The organism is Vibrio sp. 2304 (assembly GCF_033339475.1).
GTDB classification, from domain to species: domain Bacteria; phylum Pseudomonadota; class Gammaproteobacteria; order Enterobacterales; family Vibrionaceae; genus Vibrio; species Vibrio alginolyticus.
In genome coordinates this window covers 439,562-454,966 of the sequence record NZ_JAWOUQ010000003.1, presented here as the reverse complement: position 1 = coordinate 454,966, position 15,405 = coordinate 439,562, and the positions used below count along the sequence as shown (strand labels likewise).

The window sequence follows — 15,405 nt, the reverse complement described above, 5'->3', positions numbered from 1 at the left end:
GGTAGGAGTATAAGGGACGTCAGAAACGCAATTGAGCACCAAACATCACGCCGCTAGAGTCAAAATCGCTGTTTTTTGAGTACACATATTCTGCATTCAAACCAAAGTGTTTGTAGCTCCAGCCGATACCGCCAGCCGCTTCACCTCCGACACTTGAGTGTTCGATGTTCTTGCTCTGACCGTTCACTTTATAAGTGTATTCGAGAGTGTAGAGAGTGACACCTGCCTTGCCGTACAGTTCGAAACCTGAACCCAGAGGATAGCTAGCATAGCCACTCAAGCGAGGTCCGGAGAAGCTCGTATCGGTGACTTCTGAAATCGGACTCACGAGTATCGAGCCGATACCGTCAAACGCGCCTTTATAACCTGCTTCGATACCAAAGTTATGTGTTGGCATGTAGCGGTAATATATTTCACCTAAGAACATGTCGCCTGATTCTTTGCTTGTCGGAGCATCGTAGTTCACATCGCCATAGCCAATGTTTGTACCTATGATGTGCTCACTGGTTTCTGCATTGGTTGACAAAGAAAAAGCCGACAGCACTAAAGCAGTAATGAATGAATAACGCATGAACGCTTCTCCTTAGCTTTTAGCTTGCTCGCCTTTTAATATTTGTTCGAAAGTGACCTTGGTGTTGTCTAGCCATTCATAACGGCGACGATACATCGAACGCTTAGAGCGCGACATGCCTTCGATATCTCGACGGGGTGCATTTACATCAATTGAGTAAAAATGACGATTGTATTCGGTGCCGCCCAATTCTTGCCAGAGTGCATCGTAATCCGTTTTGATTCGCCCTTTGCTGTAGCGCTTAGCTGCGTAAGTATGGGACTGCGTTTTCACTGCTAGAATCGTGTTCACTTCCCAAATTTGTGCGAGCAAAGTGAGCAAGCTCACCATCAAGCTTTTTGGTCTCTGTCCGTAAAGCTTACGAGTTAGCTTTTTAATTTTCGCGTTGTTTTCTTCACTGCTTCGCGGTCCTTGTAAGCCGCCAATCATAATGCTGCGTCCAGATTCGATGTGACCGAGCGTAAAAGAGAGCGTGTAGAAGTTGCCATCTTCAGCGCTGTGCAGCACTAGGCTCATGTCGCCTTCTTTTTGATAACGTGCTTCGTATACTAATCTCACCGAGTACAGTATTTCGTCAATTTCAAAAGAGGCTAATGTTAGGCCTTTCGAGTCTGTGTAGATTTCTTCGATTGTTTGTTTAGAAAACAGTTCTGAAATCGTTTTATAGTGATCAACCACCAAGTTGGAGCGATCAAAGGCGGAGTTATTCTTGATGATGTACGGGCGAAACGGTTTTTCTAGGAATCGGTGTGTACGCGTACAAAGCAACTCTAACAATGAAGATTCAATATTGTCTGAAAGGTGCTTAAACGCACGTTTGTAATAAAGCGCACGTAAGATGAACTTAGCTCTGTAGGTCCAAATTGGCTTGTAGACATCAGCATAATCATCTGAGTAAATCGATTTGCTATGGTAAAAAATGGATTTGTTCGCGGTCATTTTCACTCCAGATTAACTTGTGCTCAATAGCGACAATTAAGAACCGACGGACGAGCAGCGAAGAACCCGAAAAGGAGGAATGCAAAGCACGACTGAAAAGAGGTGGTTTTTGCTGTGTCCGACGTTTTTGTAAGGTTTTGAACACTGTTCTTTTGCTGGAATTCTAAGAGAAAATTGACCTTAGGTATTGTATGGTTTGGTAAGGAAGTGTCAGGTTGAAACCCATTGTTCAAAATGAAGAAAATGCGAATGTCGGCTGAATATGACGTTGAGTTGCTAAGTTAATGTGAAATAAGTTGAACGAAAATTGAACATTATTTGAAATTGTTTTGACGTGTTTTAGGTCTTTATACGTACCTTATAAGTATCGAGCCAATTTTGGCCCGATGTAAAGGTAAGTAAGGAGAGGTTTATGAAACGCTTAACAACTTTAGCAAGTACGATTGCTCTGATTGCTGCACCTTCTATGGCTCTTGCTAGTGGTTATCAGTGGACAAACGATACCGAAACTATCCATGGCGACGTAATGGATAGCAAACAAGCGGCTTATGAAATGGGCCGAGACATGATCCAAAGCTACCAAAATAAATCATCTGGACAACTCCGTGATGAGTTTACGAGCCTTACAACGTATGTTGATCGCCAATCGTTTTCTATCACTGACTCAAAAGTCATGGTAAATGAGTTCTTGCAAAGTGACGGGCAAGTTGTTTACCAGCCTATTCTCAATGTTCAATACGAGTACCGCATGCGTGATACCGGTAAATACTAACCAGTAAGACGGACTCGAATTGTTTACCACTAATATTTTTTGCTGTTTGTTTTGGGGAGCCACGAGCTCCCCATTTTGTTTTTGTCGAAAGCGAAAATTTTCACACTCTCAGTGCAACATTTTCTATCGCTCAGCGTTAGATTTTCTTGCTCGTTGATTGTCATCATCGTTTGTAAAGTGTTTGCGGAAATGGATGTAACGCACTAACGAGGATACCCGATGACACATCATTCATATTGGTTCAAGCAGGCAATTGAAGCTGAGCAACCAGAAACGCCACAACCGTTACAGCAGAACATTAATACTGACGTTGCGATTGTTGGTGGCGGATACACCGGACTTTGGACCGCGATTATGATTAAGCAGCAATCTCCGGCAAAACAGGTGGTTGTTATCGAAAAGGGCTTATGTGGCAGTGGTGCATCGGGCGCAAACGGCGGTTGTATGCTGACTTGGTCTACCAAGTTCCCGACATTGAAACGGTTATTCGGTGAAGAACATGCTGCTTGGTTAGTAAAAGAGTCGGAACAAGCAGTGCTAGAGATTGACGACTTTTGTCAGCAGCACAACATCGATGCGCAATTATCGTTAAAAGGGGTTTATTACACTGCAACCAATCCGGCTCAAACTGGGGGAATGCAGCCAGTTGTGGACGAGTTAAAGCGATTAGAAGTGAACAGTTGGCGTCGTTGCTCGGTGGAGGAACTGCGTGCCAATGCGGGATCGCCGCGCAATATAGAAGGCTTTCACTCTCCAGTTGCAGCCAGCGTTCAACCTGCTTTATTGGCGAGAGGATTAAGACGCGTCGCAATGGAGTTGGGTGTTGAAATCTATGAGAATACGCCGATGACGCGTTTAGATTATGGAAAACCTGCCACTGTCTGTACACCTAAAGGAAATGTTCAAGCGCAGCAGGTGGTGTTGGCATTGAACGCATGGATGGTGGAGCAGTTTAAACAGTTTAAAAACAGTATCGTGGTGGTCTCTTCCGACATGGTGATCACCAAGCCGCTTGGTGACGCACTACCTCAATCTGGTTGGCAGGTAGGTTCTAGTGTGTTGGATTCTCGTATTTTTGTGCACTATTACCGAGATACGCCAGATGGCCGTTTGATGTTGGGGAAAGGCGGCAATCAGTTTTCTTTCAATAACCAAGTTGACGTAATGTTTAACAAGCCAACACGCTACCAAGGTCTACTGCGTAAGTCGTTCGATAAGTTGTTTCCTCGTTTGAGAGGCGAGGAGTTTGCTTATTCATGGACGGGGGGCTCTGATCGTTCTGCTACTGGTTTCCCTTTTTTCGGCGAGCTAGATAAACAGAGCAATATCTTTTACGGATTTGGTTATTCAGGCAATGGTGTAGCGCAGACTCGCATGGGCGGAAAGATCCTATCTTCATTGATATTGGGAATCGATAACGAGTGGACGAACAGTGGTTTAGCCAAAGGACCGTTGGGGTGTTTCCCACCAGAACCGCTTCGCTGGACCGGGGCTATGATAGTGCGCAACGCGGTACGTCGAAAAGAGGAAGCAGAAGATAACGAGAAAACGCCGTTTATCTGGGATAAGTGGCTAGCAAAACTTGCAGGACCAGCAGGCAAAGCGGATAAGCTTGACTAAACTGAAGACTTTAGCCACAAACGAGACAGTTTGCAGTGAAAGTCATTGGGGCGCGATGAAGCCTTGTGTTAGCCTCTGTCTTTCAAGCTCAGATTTAAAAGGTGAGTCATAAAATGAAAGTATTCAGCAACTTCGATAGCGGCAGCATTCACGTAGTGAAAGCGGACGACAAAAACGACATCCAACTCAAAATTCCTAACGACAATATGTCGGAATTCTACCAGTGGTTCCACTTCCGTCTTGAGACAGAAGCTGAGCAATCGCACACCATCAAATTGCTTGATTTGGCTAAATCGGCTTATCCAGAAGGATGGCAAGGTTACGATGTGGTTGCGTCTTACGATCGTGAAGAATGGTTCCGAGTACCGGCAGAGTTCGATGGCGACACGCTGACTTTCACTGTAATCCCTGAGCGCAGTTCAATTTACTTCGCGTACTTTGCGCCATACACGTACGATCGTCATTTAGACTTGTTACACATGGCACAAAGCACGCACCATTGCCAACTTGAAACACTAGGCCACACATTAGACGGCAACGACATGAGCTTGCTTACTTTCGGTGAGCCAGAAGAAGGTAAAAAGAAAATCTGGATGATTGCACGTCAGCACCCAGGTGAGACAATGGCGGAATGGTTCATGGAAGGTATGATCCAACGTCTGTTAGATGAAAACGACACGGTTGCGCGTGCATTGCTTGAAAAAGCGGTGCTTTACGTCGTACCAAACATGAACCCAGACGGTGGTATTCGCGGTCACTTGCGTACCAACGCAGTAGGCGTAAACCTAAATCGTGAATGGCAAACGCCATCAATGGAAAAGAGCCCAGAAGTCTACCTTGTGCGTCAGCGCATGCTGGAAACGGGTGTTGACATGTTTTTAGATATTCATGGCGATGAAGCGATTCCGTATAACTTCGTCGCTGGCTCAGAAGGTATTCCTTCTTACGATGAAAATCTTGCCGCTTTAGAGACATCATTTAAGCAAGCGTTACTGACTATTACGCCAGAGTTCCAAGATGAGATTGGTTACGATAAAGATGAGCCTGGTAAAGCGAATTTGACTGTGGGTTCAAATTGGGTTGCAGAGCAGTTCAAATGCTTGTCTTACACAATCGAAATGCCATTTAAAGATAACAACAATCACCCAGATCCACTTTACGGTTGGTCTCCTGAGCGTAGTGTTTTGTTTGGGCAAGATGTATTAGCTGCAACGTTAACCGTAGCGGATAAAATTTAGCTCGACGAGTTAACGCTTTTTCATTATTTCGAAAACAGCTCATTTAAATGAGCTGTTTTTTTTGTGCTCTCCAGAACCACGCTCCCCTGTAAAAATTTGTTGCCATTCACAAGCTTAAATGATGATTCTTAAATTTGAGAAAGTGGCCTTTTATGGTGATTTGCGTCACAGAAAGTTGGCTTCTTTGTGATATTCTCCGCAACGAATTGACTATGGCTAAACCAACGCAACGAACTTTATTTTTCGGTTGGGTATGCGGATGAAGCTCATGAATAGATGGTCTTGAGGTTACCTTTTTCCGTTTTACGTCATTGGCGTTTGAATATCATTTTTGATTCTTTCCTACGCTATTTAGCTATTTCTATTCGAAGAAAAGAGAAAGTTACGGCTTCATATTTTACGGCAGTATGCTGCCGCGGTGTGTTGCTTTGTGTACAAGAAAAAGGAAAAGAATAATGAAAAAAATCGCTATAGCAGTGGCTACTGTACTTGCTGGTGGTGTGATCTCAAACGTTGCACTTGCTGACACTTACATGGGCGGTAAAGTAGGTTACAACTCTCTAAACGATGCGTGTTACCTAAACGAACCTTGTGACGACGACAGTTTTGCAGCATCTATGCACTTAGGCTACAGCTTCAACAAGTACGTTGCAGCAGAGTATGGTGTTGATTACCTTGGTGACTTCACTGCAAACTTCAAAAAGCCTGGCCTAAACACCGTTGATGGTGATCTTTGGGCGTTGACGCTTGCTCCTAAATTTAACCTACCACTAACGGATTCTTGGAATCTATTCGCGAAAGTTGGTGCTGCATACATGATGGCTGGTGACGAGAAAGATTTCGTACCAACTGGCTCTCTGGGTGCTGAATACCAAATCAACTACAACTGGAGCCTACGTGCTGAATACCAACGCTACCAAGATATGTCTGATGATGTAATTGAAGACATGGATTCAGATTTCTTCGGTATTGGTTTCAACTACAAGTTTGGTTCTGAGCCTGTCGTTCAAGAAAAAGCCGTTGAAGAGGTAGTAGAAGCACGTCCTGCAACACGCATTGTAGATCATGTTTACCCTGCTCAAACAACAGCGACAGTACAATTCGACTTAGAAAGTGCAGAAGTGAAAGACGCGTCGAACCTTTCTGGTACCGTTGATTTGATGAATACTTACCCACAAGCTCAAGTTGAGATCACGGGTTACAGCGATACGACAGGTTCTGCTGCTTACAACAAGCAACTAACAGAAAAACGTGCGAAAGCCGTTGCTGACGAGTTCCAAGCAAAAGGTATTGCGGCTGAGCGTATGACAGTGAAAGGCATGGGTGAAGCTAACCCAGTAGCAAGCAACGAGACACGTCAAGGTCGTCAAATGAACCGTCGTGTTGAAGTGGTTGTTCCTGCGTTTGAATACCAAACAACTGAAAAAGCAGAATAATTCCTGCTTAAGATAAAGTTCCAAAAGCCAGCGTGTATCACGCTGGCTTTTTTGATCCCGCTTAACTAACTAAGTAGTTGTGTAGAAACATAGTTATATCGGGACGCTTTGACATGTGCTCAACATACGTAAACTCAGCACCTTCATCAATTTGTCATCACCAGTTCATAGCATGACAGCCAAGTGTTTGGGAGAATGATATGCAAAGTTTACCGCCGCTCAATTTGCTCCGAGCTTTTGAAGCCACGGCTCGACTACAGAGTTTTACAAAAGCTGCAGAGGAGCTAAATGTGACTCGTGCGGCCGTAAGCCAACAGGTGAAATCGCTAGAGTCACAGCTTAATGCGACGTTATTCGAGCGCAAGGGCACTCACCTTACGCTGACCTGCTCCGCACAAGAATACTGGCCTGTGGTTAATCATGTGCTTCAAACATTATCGACCACGACGCAGCATTTATTTACTCGTCCCAAGAATACGCAAGTTAACTTACATGTCGCTCACAGCTTTTGCTCTCAGTGGTTAATGCCAAGATTGGCTGATTTTCAGCGACAATTCCCAGACATTTCCTTTAAAGTCTCGACAACTGCTAATACAGTTCCAAACGCCAGTGCGATTGCGGATATCGAAATTATTAACGGAGATGGAGATTGGCAAGAGCAAGAAGCCATACGATTAACCCAAGAAAACTGGATTGTTGTCGCAAGCCCCGGCTTTATGCATTTAAACCCGATAAATGACCTCTCGCAGTTAGCTAAAGCGCCTAAAATCTGTACTAGCGGTTATCATGAATCTTGGCAAGAGTGGCTTTCACACCAAGGTTACCAAGGGAAGGTGAGCAAAGTCGTCGCCGAGTTTGAACACTCATTGCTTGCTATTCATGCTGCGATTAATCAACTTGGCGTGTTGCTGGTAAGAGACTTTCTTGTTGAGGATGAGCTGCAACAGGGCGTATTAGTCCAGGCTGGAAATTGGCATATGCCAAGTTCTGGTGCACATTATATGATGGTTCGAGCATCCGAAAAATCACACGTAAACACCTTTGCTCGATGGTTAATACAGAGTCTTTAATGTTCGTTCAGCGAGTGAGTAGAGCGCATGTGTGGTTTAGCTATTATTAGCAGTAGCAAGTCATCAGTCTAGGACTGAGCGACATGCTTAATGACATCTAATAACCACTGATTTACCGGAGCTTGCTGTTGAGAGCGACGACAGCTCATCACGTAGCGAACATCAAGCTCTAGCCCAGCAGGAAGCGCGATACTCCGGCAACCCTTAGGAACATGTCCACTCATCGTTATGCCAAAATGATTCGTTTGCAGAAGCACTTTTTGAATCATCGCTGGATGCTCAATTTCCACTTTAGGTGTGGTTCTAAAACCCATATGTTTGAGCCTTTCCAACACTGGGTATCGGTAGTCGTTCCATCCCGGCGTTTTAAAAAGTATAAAAGGGTATTCTTCTAGTTCTTGGGAGTTTTGAGCGGGATGATCTTGTCGAACAAAAAATACCGCTTTTCCTCGCCCTAGTTCGGTCTGAACAATTGACTGTGGCAGATCTTCATCAAAGTAATGAATCGCAATGGCGTTTTCACCGTCAATTAATCGTTTTTTTGCTTCGCTACCCCAGCGCAAACATGAGAATTTTGCGTTTGGGGCGTGCTTTAGTAACTCCAAGTAAAACTTGTCACCAAAGTACTCCCAAAACAATGTGTTGGCATAAATAGTGATTGAACCGTCAAAATGAGCTGGTGAAAAATGCTGTGGTTTGATGGAATCAATACTGTTGATTATTTGCTCAAAATGCGCAATGTTCGCTTCCACAAAAGCTGTTGGTTCAAAGCCATTTTTGGTCTGAACGAATAGCGGATCATTGAGCTGAGTTTTCATCTTTGTCAGATTTTTGCTGATTGCTCCTGACGTTTTACCGAGTGATTCTGCGACTAACCGGACGTTACGTAACTCATACATCCGTTTTAATACCAAAATATTTTGAATATCCAGATTAACGCTCATACATTGTCTCGCTTGGCTTTTGTCGACAAATCATATCGCTGAATTTCTTAAGAAAAGACAACGCTCGGTCAATTTACGTTGCTGCCTTATCCCTGATTTATTGAAGGTAACGATAAGTTATTCTTGGTTACATCAGTTTATTAGCATGGATTTCCATTTGGTAAATAATGGCTTTCCTCGTATGAGCGCGTTTCTGTTGTTACAGTTTTTCCACCGAAAGAAAGTAAGAACGATAATAGAGGTGATGTATGAAAAAACTAATCGCACTTGTTTTGATGGTTTGCTCAACAAACGTAGCATTTGCTGGCGATGGGTCATACACGGGCACGATTGATATGACGATGGCAACGAAAAATCAGGTTGACGTAGAGCGTGCAGATTCTCAATTGACGCTGAAGGGTCGCAATGAAATGGCCTATGGCGGTGTAACAATCCATTCGGATGCTGCAACTCAAAAAATTGAACTTCGTGGTCGACGTGATTAATCGAATAGTTTCTTGTTAAGAAAATGCCGCGAAGAACGCGGCATTTCTATATGTAATATCATCAGATCATAATTACCAGATAAGCGTATGGTGAGAAGCTAAGCGCAATGACCACCTGCCATTATTCGCATGGCGGTGCCATATGAATGACAGCTAAGCCCCCCAAAGAGGTTTCACGGTATTTTTTATTCATATCTTTACCAGTCTGATACATGGTTTCGATAACTTTATCTAACGAAATTAAACATTTACTTGTGCGCTTTAATGCCATACGCGATGCATTAATCGCTTTCATTGCTCCCATGGCATTTCTTTCAATACAAGGTACTTGAACCAAGCCGCCAATCGGGTCACAAGTCATACCCAATGAATGCTCCATCGCAATTTCCGCAGCAATACAAATCTGCTCGTTACTGCCCCCTCTTAGCGCTGTTAAGCCAGCGGCAGCCATGGATGAAGAAACCCCAACTTCTCCCTGACACCCCACTTCTGCACCAGAAATTGACGCGTTAGTTTTATATAAGATGCCGATAGCGCCGGCGACTGCGAGAAAGTCTTTTAGCTGTTTAACATCGAGCTCTTTGATGAAGCGATGGTAGTACATCAATACCGCCGGAATCACCCCTGCTGCACCATTCGTTGGAGAAGTGACGACTTGCCCTCCTGCTGCATTTTCTTCACTAACCGCAAAGGCGAAGAGATTGATCCAATCCATGATCTCCATCGGATCGTTTTCAACTGCAGCGTTGGCTTCGAGCTTTTTCAAAAGGTTTGGTGCTCGACGAGTGACATTTAGACCACCTTCCAAAATCCCTTCCGTATCGAAGCCACGTTGCATGCAGAGCGACATCACTTTCCAAATTTGCTCTGCTCTTTGGTTAATTTCTTCGTCTGAGCGAAATGCGAGTTCGTTTTGGAGGATCATGCCTCCCAAGCTGAAACCGTTCGTCTCGGCTTTTTCCAGCATCTCATCTGCGGATGTAAACGGAAATGGTACTGCGACCTCATCTTGTTGCGTGCCGTTCTCTAGTTCGTCGGCGGTGGCGATGAATCCGCCCCCAATGGAGTAATAAATTTCAAACGCTACTTGATCTCCAGCAGCGTCTAATGCCGTAATCGTCATGCCATTTTCATGCAGGGGAAGGTTGTCGCTATGAAAGACGATGTCATGGTCGTAGCTAAACTCAATCTGGTGTGTACCGGCGAGCATGAGCGTATTATTGTCTATGGTATTTTGTAGCGCACTTTTGGCACTGCTCATTTTGATGGTATCAGGTTTATTTCCCATCAAACCAAGGACCGTGGCTCGGTCTGTATGGTGCCCTCGACCTGTCAGTGACAATGAGCCATAAAGGTCCACTTGCACCCGATGCACTTTCGCCATAGAGTCGCTAACTAGCTGAGTGAAATGGAATCCGGCAAGCATAGGACCATTAGTGTGGGAGCTGGATGGCCCGACACCAATTTTAAATATATCGAAAATCGACAGCATAATTGACTTCCTTTAGCAGTGAACCTTTATAAAGGTCTCTAGAACAGTGTTGTTAACTAGATGTTAAAGCTTGTGGGTCGGGAGTGAAAGAAGATTTTTGTAACACTGCCAACTAAGCGCGAGATTTTAAAATGAAGTTAGACAACATCGTCATCGTTTTAGGTAAACGCCTCGTCAATAACAGGTTGACCTCTGAGGGCATAACCAGAGTCGAAGTTTTGTCTTGTAGGACTGCATCACTACCGACAGAGCGAACGGCGATTATTTTTTGTGGCGGAGTAACGCAAGGACAAAGTGTTTCTGAAGCAGAGGCGATGTACGCGTATTTTAGAACCCTAAACGCAGACTCTGTGAATCCGTTCCCTGAACGTCATATACTCTTAGAAACGGAGTCGTTGAACACGTTTCAAAACATGCGTTATGTTTCCCAAGTTTTGTGCAAAAGTGGGTTGTTCGAGTTATGGTCGGGGCATCCGGTTGAGGTTATCTTGCTGTCTAATGACTACCACCTCGAACGAATCATTGATATCCAGAATTTGATGGATGAGCAAGGCTTATTACGAGTACTTAAATCCGATTGCGAATCCATTGGGGTGACTCTCAATATTCCACTGGATATCAGCAAACATATTCGCGTGCCATACCCACATAAAGGGCTTATGGCGGAGACATTCTTGCTACTCGATGAACTCACAACCTACCGAGTTTATTTAGAAGGGGTCAAGCATGGCGTATTTTTCCGAGATTTATCAATTGTCCGAAAAAAGCCACTTATGATCGCAAGAGATGCTATTCACAAATTGCTCTCTTTCCCGCTCGATAAAGAGGCTTTGCAAGATATTGAAGAAATGAAAAAGGCCGTCGAAATGACGGCCTTGGATGAATCTGTAGGTGTTGCGGAAAAGGCATTAAGTATCTTCCATCCGATACTGACTGCATTGAACCGTCGCTTTGATCCTGAGTCTATTCATTAAGCTCGCGTTTTGTGCGGACGGCGCTTAATGCGATCAAACAGTAGCAAAGCAGTTCTATACCTTCTTCTGAGATATTTTTAACATCACGGATGTAATTTTCGTCCATCACTTGTTGCCAAAAACTACCCATACCATACAAACGAGAGAAGACTAATAATAGCATTACAGCACCAACTAATAGCTTCATATGTGGCACCGTTAAAATGGTCGCCATTTCGTTCATGGTACCTTTACCACCTTGGTAAGCTTTGGCGCAAGCCAGTGCGGTGACAGCAAGTGCTGGGAAAACCCAAGAGCCATGATGAATCATGTCTGTCCAATAGTCCGTTTCGCGAATAATCAGTACTGCAAAAAATCCTGCAATCAAAATAGCCGCATGCTTTAGCTGAGGCTGTTGTTTCGATAAGCTGAAAAACGACCATGATGCAATAGCAAGCATCACAAGCTGGAGCGTCTCTGTAACGGAAAGCTCGCCAAGGCTTGATCCCAACACGACATAATCAAGACGAAGACTAAGGTTAACGAGAATACTTATAGCGACAATCATCAAGGCGTTTAAACTCGATTTATAAATAATGCGCTTTGATTTTTCAGTAACAACGTTGCTTGGGGCTGACTCGGCTTCTTTTACTATTTGTGTTTTCATCTTGCTCACCTGTCCCAGAAAATGTGGAAGAAATGTGAATTAGTGTGATCTGTGTTTGGAATTTTATTGTCCAAGTGGAAAGTTATGTCAGGGGAATGTCAAGAATAGAACACTGTTCGATATAGGGTCGATGTGCGGTAAAGTCAGAGATATGTAAAAACAACGTAAGAACACTTTGATAAATCAAATAAAAAAGGAGCCCAAAGGCTCCTAAGTGATAGAGGGAAGGTGACGTATCGATAAAAATAATTAGTAGTTGTCACCCTCATTTTCTTTGTGATTCTCGCGATAGTATTCCCATTGCTCGACGCGTTCATTGTCCGACAGCACACAGTAAGTGACACGTTCGCCGTTTTCCGACACGGTATCCAGCTCACCACCTTGCTGAACACAGTATACGGCTGCGGGATTTGCAACGGAGGTATACTCAGTTGATCGGGTCGCTCCCTCGTAAGTTGAACAACCAGCCAGTACCAATGTTGCAGCCATAGCCATCATTAAATTTGTCTTTTTCATTCTTTATCTCCGCATGGGGTGGGCGAGTATTGTATTGATTATAGGCAACTTTAAGAGATTATTGTCTTATCGATGTTAAAAGTAAGAGGGACGTATAAGAATTTAGATATTCTCATTTATTGCTGATTAGCACGTCACACTTCTGTTCTTGGCGTATTGTTGTGAAGGTCATATCAATCACTTCCTGACAAGCGCTCGCACGTACCTGGTCTACAACAATGATTTAAAGTGTGAAATTCGGTAATATGCGCACAAAACATTGACCGTGGTATTTTCGATGAGACATTTAAAATCGACCGTTCATCCAGACATAGAGCATTTGGATGACAAAATTGTTTTTCAGCGCAATGCAGCGCGAGCCATTGTACTTGATGGTGAAGATGTGCTGTTGCTCTATACAGAACGTTACCATGACTACACGCTACCAGGCGGTGGTATTGATGATGGTGAAGATGTCATTGCTGGATTAGTCCGTGAATTAGAGGAAGAAACGGGCGCCCAAAATATACATGGTATTAAGCCTTTCGGAATCTTTGAGGAGTTTCGTCCGTGGTACAAGGATGACGCTGACGTGATGCACATGGTGTCGTATTGTTATACATGTAAAATCGAACGTGAGCTAGGCGAAACGGCGTATGAAGATTACGAAGTTAAAAATGGAATGCGCCCGGTATGGATGAACATACACGAAGCAATTGCACACAATGAAAAAACGATGGCAGAAAGCCCGAAAAAAGGCATGAGCATTGAGCGCGAAACGTTTTTACTTCAGTTGATTTCTAAAGAATTACTATAAACAGCTAGTTTGCATCATTACGACTTAGCTTCTGTTGGCTCTATTGTGGGCAAAGATTTTAGAGCAATAAAAAAGTCCGGACTCCCCCCCGGAACCCGGACTTATTCCAGACGCGCAAGCGAAGCGTCATCTTGATATGTTAGATTTGTTTCGAACTATGAAAACAATAGCTGTTTTACATTTAGTGTGTAAATAATTATTAGGTCTGACCATTGGTTTTCATGTTTTTTTGCAAACGCAATGTGACGCATATCTACCCAATTGCCAAGCGCAATTGGGGCGCTTTTTAGTAAACCACTACTCTTTCTTATCTTTGAGATACCTTACCTCAACTTTTTTGCACACGTTTGCATAGAGATCACGAGTTTTCAAATTCGCCGAACAGGATCTTGTGATTTTACGTTTCTCTGACATTGAGCGCTGTCGTAGCTTTTATCACAAATTAACTAGCGGAGGCAGTCGGCTAAAGTCGACCAGCGGTTGTGAAATCATAGGAGCGTCTGGAGCAAATAAGAGTAAAGGTTGAAATGATGAGGATTGTAACTGACCGATATCTATCAACTTTTCCAATGCATAGAAGCGGCTGACATATTGGCGAGTCTCGTTAGGCAGCGTGAGTTGTTGGAAATCTCGACTTCCTGCTCGCTGAATAGCACGTGCAACACGTCCTTCTCCGGCATTGTATGCAGCTAAAGTGAGAGCCATATTTTGATCGAATTTGTTGTATAAAAACGCCAGGTACTTGAGCGCGGCCGTTGTGCTAGCTTCTGTGTCAAAGCGATCGTCTTGTTTTGTATTTATCGTTAATCCGAAACGTTTCGCTGTGGCTGGTATCAGTTGCCAAAGTCCGGCGGCGTTAGCGTGAGAAACGGCTTTGGGGTTGTAAGAAGATTCTAACATTGGCACTAAGGCTAGGCTATTTGGTAATGAGTGGTTTTGAAGCTGTTTGAAAATGTGGTTAATTACCGGTTTGGATGAATCGAGACGCTTGGCAATTTGTGGTTTGTATGGGGCTAATACTTGATACTGCGTTTGAATATCGACAGCATTTGGTTTTGCCTGGCATGTGAATGGAAGGTAGGACAGAAAGGCAATAAAAATAAAAAGGCCTACAGTACTCAGCCGAGATGGCGACTGAATCTGTAGGCAAGACGAACATCGTTTAGAACGATTTATCTTCATAAGTGTGTTGCACAGGTTGTTTGAGTTGACTGACCAACTCATGGAACGCCGCAGAGCTGTGGCCATTGCTCTGATTGTATTGTTGGCACTGACTTACCAACGTTTCCAATAGCGCCCATTGTTTTCTAGCTTGCATACCTATTTGGGCAGGCAAAGCATTGAAAATTCGTTTTACGCTGGCGTCATTACACGCTAACCCCAGCGCTCGCATACACTGGCTTCTGTCATTGGCGGAGCGGCTGAGTTTATTGAGTATCGGCATTTGTTTCTGAACATTGTCGTTCAGTGCCTCTCCATCAAACTTTAAGTACAATACCTTTTGCTGCTGAAGCAAAGGAAGCAGTTGTTGATAAAGCTTAATATCCTCAGATATAGAGCGAACAAATTGTTGAATTCGCTGCGATACTGCGCTTGCCATGATGTCTTCCTAGCGTTTTATTACTCGTGACCTGTATGGAACTGCATGATTGCCTTGGATAGCACTTTTGTATCTAGGCTAAGTTCACCACGCGCTAATGCGTTGCGTACTTGTTCTACTTTTTCCATATCAACATCAGGTAGTGATGCCATTTCAGCTTGAGCGCGATCTATCGCTACGGTATTCGCTTGAAATGCAGGCTCGTGTACTTTGCTCTGTTCGACGACGTCGACAGGCTGTTTGCTTGCTTGCTGTAATTTTGTTTGTGGGACATGACCGCCCGCGACTTTGTCGATTTTCATGCTG

General features: G+C 44.0%; 17 protein-coding genes. 8 read left to right on the top strand and 9 right to left on the bottom strand.

The genetic code is table 11. The features are described from left to right. Positions 1 to 19 precede the first annotated feature (19 nt). Positions 20 to 571, bottom strand: a complete 552-nt coding sequence (locus tag R7P64_RS09275) for an outer membrane beta-barrel protein (protein ID WP_318118849.1) — start codon at positions 569 to 571, stop codon at positions 20 to 22. Positions 572 to 583: 12 nt separating this feature from the next. Further along, entirely contained in the window at positions 584 to 1,510 is a 927-nt protein-coding gene (locus R7P64_RS09270) for a VirK/YbjX family protein (RefSeq protein WP_005374042.1), read from the bottom strand. 412 nt (positions 1,511 to 1,922) lie between these two features. On the opposite strand from R7P64_RS09270, the gene R7P64_RS09265 reads away from it, so the two are divergent. The 5 genes from R7P64_RS09265 to R7P64_RS09245 all read left to right on the top strand — a co-directional run bounded on the left by R7P64_RS09265 (position 1,923) and on the right by R7P64_RS09245 (position 7,646). Continuing rightward, the gene (locus R7P64_RS09265) at positions 1,923 to 2,282 is read left to right on the top strand and encodes a DUF3316 domain-containing protein (protein WP_005374041.1); all 360 of its coding nucleotides are present in this window, start codon (positions 1,923 to 1,925) and stop codon (positions 2,280 to 2,282) included. A 219-nt stretch (positions 2,283 to 2,501) separates the two neighbouring features. Beyond that, positions 2,502 to 3,902 (top strand): FAD-dependent oxidoreductase, encoded by a 1,401-nt coding sequence (locus R7P64_RS09260; protein WP_170893073.1) that lies wholly within the window; start codon positions 2,502 to 2,504, stop codon positions 3,900 to 3,902. A 113-nt stretch (positions 3,903 to 4,015) separates the two neighbouring features. Then, positions 4,016 to 5,140: a M14-type cytosolic carboxypeptidase gene (locus R7P64_RS09255; protein WP_222712018.1), complete on the top strand. Its 1,125-nt coding sequence runs from the start codon at positions 4,016 to 4,018 to the stop codon at positions 5,138 to 5,140. Between the two features lie 455 nt (positions 5,141 to 5,595). Next, on the top strand, positions 5,596 to 6,576 hold the full coding sequence (locus R7P64_RS09250; protein WP_005374035.1) for an OmpA family protein: 981 nt from the start codon (positions 5,596 to 5,598) through the stop codon (positions 6,574 to 6,576). A 200-nt stretch (positions 6,577 to 6,776) separates the two neighbouring features. Beyond that, positions 6,777 to 7,646, top strand: coding sequence for a LysR substrate-binding domain-containing protein (locus tag R7P64_RS09245; RefSeq protein ID WP_318118850.1), 870 nt, complete (start codon positions 6,777 to 6,779; stop codon positions 7,644 to 7,646). A gap of 68 nt (positions 7,647 to 7,714) precedes the next feature. Here R7P64_RS09245 and R7P64_RS09240 read toward each other — a convergent pair whose 3' ends face one another. Next, positions 7,715 to 8,590 carry a LysR family transcriptional regulator gene (locus R7P64_RS09240; RefSeq protein ID WP_005384388.1) on the bottom strand — a complete coding sequence of 292 codons (876 nt, stop codon included), beginning with the start codon at positions 8,588 to 8,590 and terminating at the stop codon, positions 7,715 to 7,717. A 248-nt stretch (positions 8,591 to 8,838) separates the two neighbouring features. On the opposite strand from R7P64_RS09240, the gene R7P64_RS09235 reads away from it, so the two are divergent. After that, positions 8,839 to 9,075: a hypothetical protein gene (locus tag R7P64_RS09235; protein WP_005374030.1), complete on the top strand. Its 237-nt coding sequence runs from the start codon at positions 8,839 to 8,841 to the stop codon at positions 9,073 to 9,075. Between the two features lie 121 nt (positions 9,076 to 9,196). Here R7P64_RS09235 and R7P64_RS09230 read toward each other — a convergent pair whose 3' ends face one another. Then, a complete protein-coding gene (locus R7P64_RS09230) occupies positions 9,197 to 10,567 on the bottom strand; it encodes an L-serine ammonia-lyase (RefSeq protein ID WP_017819764.1) in 1,371 nt (456 codons plus the stop codon). 131 nt (positions 10,568 to 10,698) lie between these two features. Between R7P64_RS09230 and R7P64_RS09225 the strand changes: the two genes are divergently transcribed. Next, positions 10,699 to 11,541: a YdcF family protein gene (locus R7P64_RS09225; protein WP_318118851.1), complete on the top strand. Its 843-nt coding sequence runs from the start codon at positions 10,699 to 10,701 to the stop codon at positions 11,539 to 11,541. On the opposite strand, the gene R7P64_RS09220 is transcribed toward R7P64_RS09225, so the two are convergent. Both R7P64_RS09220 and R7P64_RS09215 read right to left on the bottom strand, forming a co-directional pair. After that, complete coding sequence (locus R7P64_RS09220; protein WP_005374025.1) at positions 11,531 to 12,187, bottom strand: hypothetical protein; 657 nt, start codon at positions 12,185 to 12,187, stop codon at positions 11,531 to 11,533. The two genes, R7P64_RS09225 and R7P64_RS09220, sit on opposite strands and share 11 nt — an antisense overlap. Before the next feature lie 249 nt (positions 12,188 to 12,436). Beyond that, complete coding sequence (locus R7P64_RS09215; protein ID WP_005374023.1) at positions 12,437 to 12,703, bottom strand: DUF333 domain-containing protein; 267 nt, start codon at positions 12,701 to 12,703, stop codon at positions 12,437 to 12,439. A 277-nt stretch (positions 12,704 to 12,980) separates the two neighbouring features. Between R7P64_RS09215 and R7P64_RS09210 the strand changes: the two genes are divergently transcribed. After that, entirely contained in the window at positions 12,981 to 13,499 is a 519-nt protein-coding gene (locus tag R7P64_RS09210) for an NUDIX hydrolase (RefSeq protein WP_005374021.1), read from the top strand. Between the two features lie 435 nt (positions 13,500 to 13,934). Here the strand turns inward: R7P64_RS09210 and R7P64_RS09205 are convergent, their stop codons facing one another. From R7P64_RS09205 to flgM, 3 genes are read right to left on the bottom strand one after another with little or no spacing between them, the layout of a single operon-like run. Next, complete coding sequence (locus tag R7P64_RS09205; protein ID WP_042523341.1) at positions 13,935 to 14,681, bottom strand: lytic transglycosylase domain-containing protein; 747 nt, start codon at positions 14,679 to 14,681, stop codon at positions 13,935 to 13,937. Then, positions 14,662 to 15,099, bottom strand: a complete 438-nt coding sequence (gene flgN / locus R7P64_RS09200; RefSeq protein ID WP_005374018.1) for a flagellar export chaperone FlgN — start codon at positions 15,097 to 15,099, stop codon at positions 14,662 to 14,664. Before flgN ends, R7P64_RS09205 begins: the two co-directional genes overlap by 20 nt. Before the next feature lie 20 nt (positions 15,100 to 15,119). Then, positions 15,120 to 15,401 carry a flagellar biosynthesis anti-sigma factor FlgM gene (flgM, locus tag R7P64_RS09195; protein ID WP_005374016.1) on the bottom strand — a complete coding sequence of 94 codons (282 nt, stop codon included), beginning with the start codon at positions 15,399 to 15,401 and terminating at the stop codon, positions 15,120 to 15,122. Between the last annotated feature and the right edge of the window lie 4 nt (positions 15,402 to 15,405).

Excerpts from the sequence above, each read along its gene's own strand:
- R7P64_RS09205 (WP_042523341.1), bottom strand. The coding sequence starts at position 14,681 with ATGAAGATAAATCGTTCTAAACGATGTTCGTCTTGCCTACAGATTCAG.
- R7P64_RS09215 (WP_005374023.1), bottom strand. The coding sequence starts at position 12,703 with ATGAAAAAGACAAATTTAATGATGGCTATGGCTGCAACATTGGTACTG.
- R7P64_RS09255 (WP_222712018.1), top strand. The coding sequence starts at position 4,016 with ATGAAAGTATTCAGCAACTTCGATAGCGGCAGCATTCACGTAGTGAAA.
- R7P64_RS09250 (WP_005374035.1), top strand. The coding sequence starts at position 5,596 with ATGAAAAAAATCGCTATAGCAGTGGCTACTGTACTTGCTGGTGGTGTG.
- R7P64_RS09245 (WP_318118850.1), top strand. The coding sequence starts at position 6,777 with ATGCAAAGTTTACCGCCGCTCAATTTGCTCCGAGCTTTTGAAGCCACG.
- R7P64_RS09235 (WP_005374030.1), top strand. The coding sequence starts at position 8,839 with ATGAAAAAACTAATCGCACTTGTTTTGATGGTTTGCTCAACAAACGTA.
- R7P64_RS09270 (WP_005374042.1), bottom strand. The coding sequence starts at position 1,510 with ATGACCGCGAACAAATCCATTTTTTACCATAGCAAATCGATTTACTCA.
- R7P64_RS09265 (WP_005374041.1), top strand. The coding sequence starts at position 1,923 with ATGAAACGCTTAACAACTTTAGCAAGTACGATTGCTCTGATTGCTGCA.
- flgM (WP_005374016.1), bottom strand. The coding sequence starts at position 15,401 with ATGAAAATCGACAAAGTCGCGGGCGGTCATGTCCCACAAACAAAATTA.
- R7P64_RS09240 (WP_005384388.1), bottom strand. The coding sequence starts at position 8,590 with ATGAGCGTTAATCTGGATATTCAAAATATTTTGGTATTAAAACGGATG.
- R7P64_RS09275 (WP_318118849.1), bottom strand. The coding sequence starts at position 571 with ATGCGTTATTCATTCATTACTGCTTTAGTGCTGTCGGCTTTTTCTTTG.
- R7P64_RS09230 (WP_017819764.1), bottom strand. The coding sequence starts at position 10,567 with ATGCTGTCGATTTTCGATATATTTAAAATTGGTGTCGGGCCATCCAGC.
- R7P64_RS09210 (WP_005374021.1), top strand. The coding sequence starts at position 12,981 with ATGAGACATTTAAAATCGACCGTTCATCCAGACATAGAGCATTTGGAT.
- R7P64_RS09220 (WP_005374025.1), bottom strand. The coding sequence starts at position 12,187 with ATGAAAACACAAATAGTAAAAGAAGCCGAGTCAGCCCCAAGCAACGTT.
- R7P64_RS09225 (WP_318118851.1), top strand. The coding sequence starts at position 10,699 with ATGAAGTTAGACAACATCGTCATCGTTTTAGGTAAACGCCTCGTCAAT.
- flgN (WP_005374018.1), bottom strand. The coding sequence starts at position 15,099 with ATGGCAAGCGCAGTATCGCAGCGAATTCAACAATTTGTTCGCTCTATA.
- R7P64_RS09260 (WP_170893073.1), top strand. The coding sequence starts at position 2,502 with ATGACACATCATTCATATTGGTTCAAGCAGGCAATTGAAGCTGAGCAA.